The sequence below is a fragment of the Clostridium sp. HCP1S3_C6 genome (genome assembly GCF_052066735.1).
Lineage (GTDB): Bacteria > Bacillota > Clostridia > Clostridiales > Clostridiaceae > Clostridium.
On the sequence record NZ_JBQHRN010000031.1, the window covers coordinates 22,259 to 28,738 of the forward strand.

At 27.9% G+C, this 6,480-nt stretch carries 6 protein-coding genes and 1 rRNA gene; 4 read left to right on the forward strand and 3 right to left on the reverse strand.

Annotation, left to right across the window (positions count from 1 at the left end; genetic code table 11):
* Nucleotides 1-42: 42 nt before the first annotated feature.
* Both ACTNAO_RS10390 and ACTNAO_RS10395 read right to left on the reverse strand, forming a co-directional pair.
* A complete protein-coding gene (locus tag ACTNAO_RS10390) occupies nt 43-1,155 on the reverse strand; it encodes a metallophosphoesterase (RefSeq protein WP_441028754.1) in 1,113 nt (370 codons plus the stop codon).
* A 27-nt stretch (nt 1,156-1,182) separates the two neighbouring features.
* The gene (locus ACTNAO_RS10395; RefSeq protein ID WP_441028752.1) at nt 1,183-1,875 is read right to left on the reverse strand and encodes a 5'-methylthioadenosine/adenosylhomocysteine nucleosidase; all 693 of its coding nucleotides are present in this window, start codon (nt 1,873-1,875) and stop codon (nt 1,183-1,185) included.
* Nucleotides 1,876-2,037: 162 nt separating this feature from the next.
* Here ACTNAO_RS10395 and ACTNAO_RS10400 point away from each other — a divergent pair, with 162 nt between their 5' ends.
* From ACTNAO_RS10400 to ACTNAO_RS10410, 3 genes are all read left to right on the forward strand, one after another.
* Nucleotides 2,038-2,760: a tRNA threonylcarbamoyladenosine dehydratase gene (locus tag ACTNAO_RS10400; protein ID WP_441028750.1), complete on the forward strand. Its 723-nt coding sequence runs from the start codon at nt 2,038-2,040 to the stop codon at nt 2,758-2,760.
* 60 nt (nt 2,761-2,820) lie between these two features.
* On the forward strand, nt 2,821-3,771 hold the full coding sequence (locus tag ACTNAO_RS10405; protein WP_441028748.1) for a GNAT family N-acetyltransferase: 951 nt from the start codon (nt 2,821-2,823) through the stop codon (nt 3,769-3,771).
* Nucleotides 3,772-3,945: 174 nt separating this feature from the next.
* A complete protein-coding gene (locus ACTNAO_RS10410; RefSeq protein ID WP_441028746.1) occupies nt 3,946-5,382 on the forward strand; it encodes an MATE family efflux transporter in 1,437 nt (478 codons plus the stop codon).
* Between the two features lie 40 nt (nt 5,383-5,422).
* On the opposite strand, the gene ACTNAO_RS10415 is transcribed toward ACTNAO_RS10410, so the two are convergent.
* On the reverse strand, nt 5,423-5,917 hold the full coding sequence (locus ACTNAO_RS10415; RefSeq protein ID WP_441028744.1) for a PTS sugar transporter subunit IIA: 495 nt from the start codon (nt 5,915-5,917) through the stop codon (nt 5,423-5,425).
* 482 nt (nt 5,918-6,399) lie between these two features.
* On the opposite strand from ACTNAO_RS10415, the gene ACTNAO_RS10420 reads away from it, so the two are divergent.
* Nucleotides 6,400-6,480 (forward strand): 16S ribosomal RNA (locus ACTNAO_RS10420); the annotation flags it as partial.

The window sequence follows — 6,480 nt, forward strand, 5'->3', positions numbered from 1 at the left end:
AATAGCATTATTATTTGAGTAAACAAATAATAATGCTATTTTTTAATTATATATATTTATTAATGCTATTTCACTATGACCAGTTGTCCTTATTGGTGGTCCCCATGTTCCATAACCAGAACTTACTATAACATTTGTATCATTAATTTTTTTGTAGCCATAGCCAATGGGAGATATCTTATTGACAACAAAGTTAAATGGAAAAAGCTGACCATTGTGAGTATGACCTGATACTTGAATATCAATACCATTTTCTATAGAATCCTGCATATTATTAGGAGAATGATCAATTACAAGAGTTGGTTTTGATTTATCAATATCGCTTATTATACTATTTAGTGAATTTCTTTCTGATACATATGAATTAGAAGAGATTGTACTTATACTTGGATCAACTCTGCCTATTATATATAAATCATCATTTATTAATGAATAATCATCATTTAAAACTGTTATATTATTTTCTCTTAGTATATTAGAAAGCCTTTCTATTTGTTGTGTATAACAATCGTGATTCCCAAGAGCAAAAAAAGTACCATATTTACTTTTTAGATTTGATAAAACAGATAAGTCAGTTTCATGTAAAGCAATATCTAAATCACTGTCTATCAAGTCGCCAGCAATTACAATTATGTCAGGGTTCAAATCATTTATTTCTGTAATCATTTTATTTAAATGTGATTGTCCAAAAGTATATCCAATGTGAATATCAGAAATTAATGCAACTTTCATTGAAGAAGTATTTTCTAATTTTGTTTCCATTTGTACATCATAATTTTTAATTTTTGTTGTATTTTCAAAATAAAAACCACAAATAACTAAAATTATAGAGAGTACTATTGAAATAGAATAATAATCTAATTTCCCATTTTTAAATATAAGAGTAAGAAAAAATGAAATAGTAAATAACAATATCATATATACAAATAATCCTAAATAAATACATCCTATATTGTATATTATTTTTGTTGCTGAAAATGGCAAGATTTTTGGAAATATTTCAGCTATAACAAAGGAAAAAGCTATAATTAAGAATATTATCCAAAAAATAATTTTGCAATTAGTTTTTTCTATCAACAAGGATTTTTGAATTCTAATGCCTACCATTATATTTAATATTAGGTATACAATAAGTACAGGAAATATTCTGAGCATTTTAATTCCTCCATAAAATAATGCTTATTATAGTTGTGTAAGCATTTCTTTTAATATGGCAGTAGAATGTTTAACTGCAATAGGAGTAAATTTAGCATAATCCATATGTGCACCATTATTTGCGTTATCAGATATAGATCTTATAACAACAAAAGGAATATTGTTTAAATAGCAAGTGTGGGCTATACTAGCTCCTTCCATTTCACAAGCCATTGCATTAAATTCTTTTTCAAGCCATTTTATTTTTTCAACATCAGCTACAAATACATCTCCAGATACAATTCTGCCACTAAAAGTATTTATATCGTTTATGTTTTTGCAAGCTTCTTTTGCTTTTTCAATTAAATATGGATCGCATTTAAAATCAAAAGTATCAAGTCTTGGGATTTGCCCATGTGGATCTCCAAAAGCAGTGGTATCTATATCGTGTTCTACTAAATTTTCTGCAACAACAACATCACCAGGATAAATATCCTTAGAAATTCCTCCTGCAACACCTACATTAATAACTTTATCAACTTTGTATTCTGAAACAAGTATTTGAGTGCATATAGCTGCATTTACTTTACCAATACCACATACTACTGCAACTACATCGTTGTTCCATAATTTTCCCTTGTTGAAAGTCATGTTTGCAATTGTTTTTTTGTCTTGAAGTTTCATATCGCTAAGTAAGATTTCTAATTCTTCATCCATAGCGCCAATTATACCTAAAATCATAAAAAATCTCCTTTTATTACTATATATTTTATATGTACAGTTTAGCAGAAAAACATATTAATTTCTACAAAGTAATAAGCAAATAGACTCTTGTACTTGTATAAATGAAAAATATAAAATAAAATATAATAAAATATAGGTATTTGTAAGGAGAAAATTAATATGGATGAAAAGCCTTTTTCAAGAACTGAATTATTAATTGGTAAAAGTGGACTTGATAAATTAAAAAATAGTAAGGTTATGGTTTTTGGTGTCGGCGGAGTAGGAAGTTATACTGTTGAATGTCTTGCTAGAGCTGGAGTGGGGAATATTACTATTATTGATAATGATACTATTGCAGTATCTAATTTAAATAGACAAGTGCATGCTACATTGGAGACAATAGGGAGAATTAAGGTTGAAGTAGAAAAAGAAAGAATACTATCAATTAATAAAGAATGTAATGTAGTTTGTCATAAGGTTTTTGTGTTAGAAAATAATTTAGATGAGATTATTGATGATGATGTAGATTATATAGTAGATGCTATAGATACTGTTTCTACTAAAATTGCCCTTGCAAAATATTGTGAAGATAAGAGTATAAAATTAATAAGTAGTATGGGTACAGGAAACAAGCTTGACCCAACAAAATTTGTAATTTCAGACATATATAAAACTAAAGTTTGCCCTCTTGCTAAAGTTATGAGGCATGAATTAAGAAAAAGAGGTGTTAAAAAATTAAAAGTTCTTTATTCGGAAGAGGTCCCTATAAAATTGGAAAACACCAATAAAAAAGAACTTGATGGAAAAAGAAAAAAGCAAACTCCAGGAAGTATTTCTTTTGTGCCACCTGTAGCAGGAATGATTATTGGAGGAGAAGTAATAAAAGATATTCTTGCTAGTTAAAATTAGTCATAATAATTATTAAATTACAATATAATATTGTTAGCATATTATTTTGTGAAAATGAAAGTTAAAGCAGGAGATGGTAAAATGGAGCAAGGGGTAACAATATTTAAAACTTCAGGAAATGATAACGAATATATTATAAGAGATAAAAGTGGAATTAATATTGGAAGATTTGAAATAATAGATTTAGATGAAATAAATAAAAGATGTAATATAAATTTTAAATTTTATCGAAAAAAAGATAATGATTTATTAAATGAAACTTTAAGATTAATACTAAGAGTACTTTATAAAAATCCTAAAATAAATAAAGTTAATATTTTTATGCCTGATGATATTAATTTATCAGTATTCTTAGATATTGGTTTTTCTTTAGAAGGTATTTTTATTGATAACTTATATATTCAAGGCGAGCTTGCAAACGAAATATCAATGGGGATAACAAGAAAAGAGTACAATTCAGGAAGTTGTTTAAACCTACTTAAGCTTGAAGGAAAGAAAATAACTTTAAAAATTCTTATGCCAAATGATGATGATGATATGCTTGATTTTTATATTAGAAACAAAAAGCATTTAGAAAATTTTGAACCTAATAGGGATAATATATTTTATACTAAACAAGTTCAACATAATATATTAACTGAAAGTTATAGACAATATCTGAATGGATCTGCACTTGATTTCGGAATTTATAAAAATGAAAAATTAATTGGGAAAATACGATTATCAAACATAGTGTATGGAATTTTTAAAAGCGGAATAATAGGATATTCTATTGATAAAGATGAACAAGGAAAGGGATACATGAAGGATGCTGTATCTACACTTACAAAGTATGCTTTTGAAGAATTAGATTTGCATAGGGTAGAAGCATCTACTTTGACAGATAATGAAAAATCTAAGAGAGTTCTTTTAGGGTGTGGTTTTAAGATGTTAGGTGTTAATGAAGATTATCTTTATATAAATGGCAAATGGCAAGATCATATAACATTTTATAAGATAAAATAAAATACACTTTGACTTTTTTAAAATATATATGATAATATATAATTAATATCGAGTTGCAAATGCGTAAGTCCAGATAATTTGGATTTACGCATTTTTTTGTGCCCTATTAAAGGTTGTGGTAGCTTCCCTAAAAGACTCCGTGAATTTATTAAAATGTTTTAGGATGTAGTAAATATGGAAAAAGAAAAAGGTATTAACAAGATGGGGGTGATGTCGATAAAGAAATTGTTAATAACTATGGGAATTCCTATGATGGTTTCTATGGCTTTGCAAGCTGTATATAATATAGTAGATGCTATTTTTGTATCACAGATGAAGGATACGCCAGCAATTAAAAATATGGGAGATTATGCATCAAATGCATTAACATTAGCTTTTCCTATTCAAATGTTAATGGTAGCAGTAGGTGTTGGGACAGGAGTTGGAATAAATGCTTTATTATCTAGATACATAGGTGCAGGGCAAAAAGATAAGGCTGGGAAAATTGCTGGAAATTCTATTTTTCTTGGCATATGTACATATATCATATTTTTAGTGTTTTCAATTTTGGGGATTAATGTATATGTAAGTTCTCAAACTTCTGATCCTATTATTATTGAAATGACAATATCATATTTGAAAATATGTACAACACTATCATTTGGTATTACTATGTATCTTGTTTTTGAAAAATTATTGCAAGCAACTGGTAGAACTATTCAAACTACTATAGCTCAAATTACAGGTGCCTGTGTTAACATTATACTTGATCCTATAATGATATTTGGATATTTTGGAATGCCATCTATGGGGATAGAAGGAGCTGCTTATGCAACAGTAATAGGACAGTGTGTTACGTGTTTAATAGATATGGTATTTCATTTTAAATATAATAATAGAGAGTTTGAAACTAAAATTTCATATATAAAACCAGATGTTAAAATTATAAAAGAAATATATAAAATAGGTATTCCAGCAATTATTATGCAAGCGCTTATGTCTTTTACAACTTATGGTGTAAATATTATTTTTGGACAAGTGTCAACTTCGTCTGTAACAGCTTATGGGATATACTACAAGATACAGCAGTTTGTATTTTTTGCGGCATTTGGAATGAATAATGCAATGATACCTGTTATTGCATTTAACTATGGAATGAAAAATAAAAAACGTATAAAGCAAGGAATAAAATATGGAATATTATATACAGTAGCAATAATGGGTGTGGGACTTATTATACTTCAAATTTTTGCGGTTCCGATAATTGGTATATTTGCTCTTTCAGATGAAACAAGAAAACTTTGTGTATTAGCAATAAGAATTATAACATTAGGATATTTATTTGTTGGAGCTAATATTGCATATCAAGGTATATATCAAGCATTAGGACATGGAATAAGTTCCTTGGTATTATCATTACTTAGGCTAGTTGTTATATCACTTCCACTTGCATGGGTGTTTACAAAAATTCCTTATGTTGAAAGTATGATTTGGATGGCATTTCCTATTGGGGAAGTAATATCATTTGTGGTGGGGATTTTTATTATGAAAAGCATATCTAAGAAAGATATTGATACTATAAATGAACAGATATATGAAGAAGGGGTTTCTTTAATTGAAGAAGCTAATTAAAAAAAGGCTATTGCAAAATACCACATGCAATAGCCTTTTTTTATACTGAATATTCAATAATTGCAGTTTCGCCTGAAGTGGCATCAATATTTTCTATAGGAGTAATTGATGACATAGAATCTGGATTTGTTATTAATACAGGTGTTACTAAAGAGCAACCTTTGCTTTTTATGAATTCTCTGTCAATCTTTATTATAGGTGTACCAACCTTTACTTTTGTTCCTGCTTCAACTAATTGAGTAAATCCTTCTCCGTTTAATGAAACAGTTTCTAAACCTATATGAACTAATAGTTCAGCACCATCATCTAATTTTAGTGCAAAAGCATGTTTTGTATTAAATACAAGTTCAAGTGTACCATCAGCTGGTGATACAATTGTATCAGATGTTGAATCTATTGCTACACCATCACCAGCCATTTTTTGAGCGAAAACTGGATCTTCAACTTGAGATAATGGAATTACCTTTCCGTCTACAGGAGCATATAGTTTTGATGAGTTTTGTTTTTTTGATTTATTTTTTAAAAAACCAAACATAATAATTTCACCCTTTCTTTTTGATTTATGTTAAAGCATACCATTTACTTTTGCGTATTAATATAAATACATTCAAATTATATATAAGGTATTTATAGACTGTCAATAGTATATACAAATATATTATTGACATATATATTAAGAAATATTCTTTATATATAAAAGGTATAAATAAAAAAATAAAAATAGTGTTGACATAAGTATTTAAGGGTGATATTATAAAATACGTCGCTAAGGCACACAAGTTTAATTTGATAATAAACTTAAAAAGTCAGCAAAATTTGAGTTAAAAAAATTCAAAAAAATGTTGACAAGTGCTGAAACAAGTGATAAGATAAGGAAGTCGCTTGAGGGTGACACAAAAACCACTAAAAGTGGTAATGGTCTTTGAAAATTGAACAGAATAATAAGTTAAGAACCAGCAATTCTTTTATTAGTAAGTTTTATGAGCAGTCTTAGAAATAAGACTTAGAATCAAACTTTTTATTGAGAGTTTGATCCTGGCTCAGGACGAACGCTGGCGGCGTGCTTAACACATGCAAGTCGAGCGATGAAATTCTCTT